The organism is uncultured Corynebacterium sp. (assembly GCF_902782855.1).
Classification (GTDB): Bacteria; Actinomycetota; Actinomycetes; order Mycobacteriales; family Mycobacteriaceae; genus Corynebacterium.
In genome coordinates, this window is record NZ_CACZOO010000318.1 from 1 (window position 1) to 2,091 (window position 2,091).

The 2,091-nt window shown below is 64.2% G+C and carries 2 protein-coding genes and 1 pseudogene; all 3 read right to left on the bottom strand.

Going from position 1 to position 2,091, the window contains the following annotated elements; genetic code table 11:
* Complete coding sequence (locus QZV72_RS12785; RefSeq protein WP_297008965.1) at window positions 1-435, bottom strand: hypothetical protein; 435 nt, start codon at window positions 433-435, stop codon at window positions 1-3.
* 31 nt (window positions 436-466) lie between these two features.
* Window positions 467-1,450, bottom strand: a complete 984-nt coding sequence (locus QZV72_RS12790) for an AbfB domain-containing protein (RefSeq protein WP_297008966.1) — start codon at window positions 1,448-1,450, stop codon at window positions 467-469.
* Window positions 1,451-1,610: 160 nt separating this feature from the next.
* Window positions 1,611-2,091, bottom strand: a pseudogene (locus tag QZV72_RS12795) (hypothetical protein); the annotation flags it as partial.

Here is a 2,091-nt window from a genome sequence, read left to right on the forward strand (position 1 = left end):
CTACTTAGTGTTCACTGACTCCACACAGCTTGACAACGCGCGCGTTGGGCCGCTGATTGCTGATATCAGCACTAGAAGTGATCGCAAGTCCTGGTTCTGAGCAACTTTTCGCCCCTCTTCCTTGTACGACTCGAATGCATCATCCCCGCCCAGCAATGCCTCAGCTGCTGCCGCTTCGGAAGCAGGATACCCGGAAGCCAGCATGTCAACAGCAAACTGTCGGGCGTCCGCAGTATCAGTGATGTCGAGCTGTTCGCGTTCCTCAGCTTCCGCCTCCTCCTGCACCTGCTGGTTCTGCTCGCCCTGGGCGACAGCCAACGCGCTGGAGGATTCAGCGATCAAAGCGATCGCCAACAAGGTCGACAAGATGATCGGCAGCCACAAACTGACCCGTGTCTTGATCTGGGTCAGCAGAGGAGAGGAGAAGGAGGTCATCAGCGAAGGTGTGCCTGTTCTTTAGTTGTACTTAGTTGCCGGGGAAGGCCAGGGCGGTGTCCACGAACCACGCAGACTCAACATTGCGGGTCGTCGTAGTGGTCAGCGGACGGTTGGTGGCCGTCCCGGTGGTCAACACCCGGGACTGATCAGCCGCCGAGGCCAGGTACTTGCCCGTCACCGGAGTCGTGGCATCGGTGGCACACCACGTTGCCGCGGTGGGGTCCGGGTTGATCGAGGCGGCAACACCACTGCCGGTGGTGGTGTGCAGGTAGGTGTCCGGGTACGCGGCGGACTCCAAGCTGATGCACCCGGAACCGTCGAGAGCGTCGACGACCTTGAAGGAGCCATCGAGTCGGTCGGTGAAGCCGCTATTGCGGGTCAGCGGGGAGTTGACCACGCCGTTCCAGTTGATGCGGGCGACCTGCCCGGCGACACGGTTGCCGGCAGAGCGCAGGGAGACCACATTGTCATTGCCGTCAGCATCCGGTCCAGGAGTCAGATCGCCGGTGGAGGGACCGTTGGGTGAGGACACCGGGGAGACCTGCAATTCGACAACGGTGGAGCCGTTGCGGTCGACGTCGATGGAGTGGACCTCGCCGGGGGCGACGGTGGCCTGCCAGTAGACCGCACCGTCAGGGAGTTTGAAGGCCACCGACACCGGGCTGGTGAGGTTGTTGACCACGCCGTAGGAGCCGGTGATGTTGACGGCGACCCAGCCGGAGGCGGCGGTGAGCTCGTAGCAGGCGGCCATACCGGGCACATCGAAGGAATCGATCCGGACCTGGGGACTGGAGGCATCGCAGGTTTTCTCGCTCAGTCCGCCGTCGCCGGCTGTGGTCGACATGACCGACACACTCGGCGCGGCGGCCGCGGTACCACCAGCAGTCACGGCGAGACCAGTCGCGGCGACGGTGGTGATGGCGGCGAACAGGCCGCGTTTCGCGGCGGTTCTGATCCTGGTGGCGATGCTGCCGCGCACCGGGGAAGGCTGGGAAATGTCCGTGGAGGTCATGGTGAAAGGAATCCTTGGAAGTCAGGTGGGGGTGTCTGCGAGGTGCGCGGGCGCGGTGACGGCCGAAAGGTACGGGAGAACACGCGGTATGCGTCCTGTGATCGGACACAGTCAGCTCCCGCCGAGGAAGTCAGTCGGCACTATCGGCGGTGCTGGATGATCACAGGGGCGTGTAGGTGGTTTTGGCGGTCTCGGCACCGCTGCGCAGGTTGGTGGCCAACTCCGGCCACACCTGGGAACCGACGTGATCGGAGCTGAACGGGCCTGCCACGCTGGTGGACTCCGTGCTGCCGAAAGCCTCGACGACCAGCCGGACCCACGTCTTGTCCGAGCTGACGTAGTCGGACTCGGTGACCGTGTCATCAAAGAGCATCTCACCGTCAGCGGCGGTGACCGCCGCAGGCGCGGTGACGGTGTCGAAGCGGATGTTGAGCTTACGCCCGGCACCCTCAGGGTGACCGTCGTTGGTGACCAGGGTGATGCCCTCATCACCGATCCGGTCCACCGTGGCGGTTCCGGTGCGGCCGCCGACCCCGGTCAGGGTGCAGACCGCTCCGGTGGTCAACTCATCGGGGCAGCCGGTCAGCGGGAAGTAGTCGCCCATGTGCTGGATCAGCTCGCGGTGCATCCCATTGGGCGCC

What these genes read in the sequence shown, in the direction of transcription:
- QZV72_RS12790 (WP_297008966.1), bottom strand. Translation starts at nt 1,450, where the DNA reads ATGACCTCCACGGACATTTCCCAGCCTTCCCCGGTGCGCGGCAGCATC.
- QZV72_RS12785 (WP_297008965.1), bottom strand. Translation starts at nt 435, where the DNA reads ATGACCTCCTTCTCCTCTCCTCTGCTGACCCAGATCAAGACACGGGTC.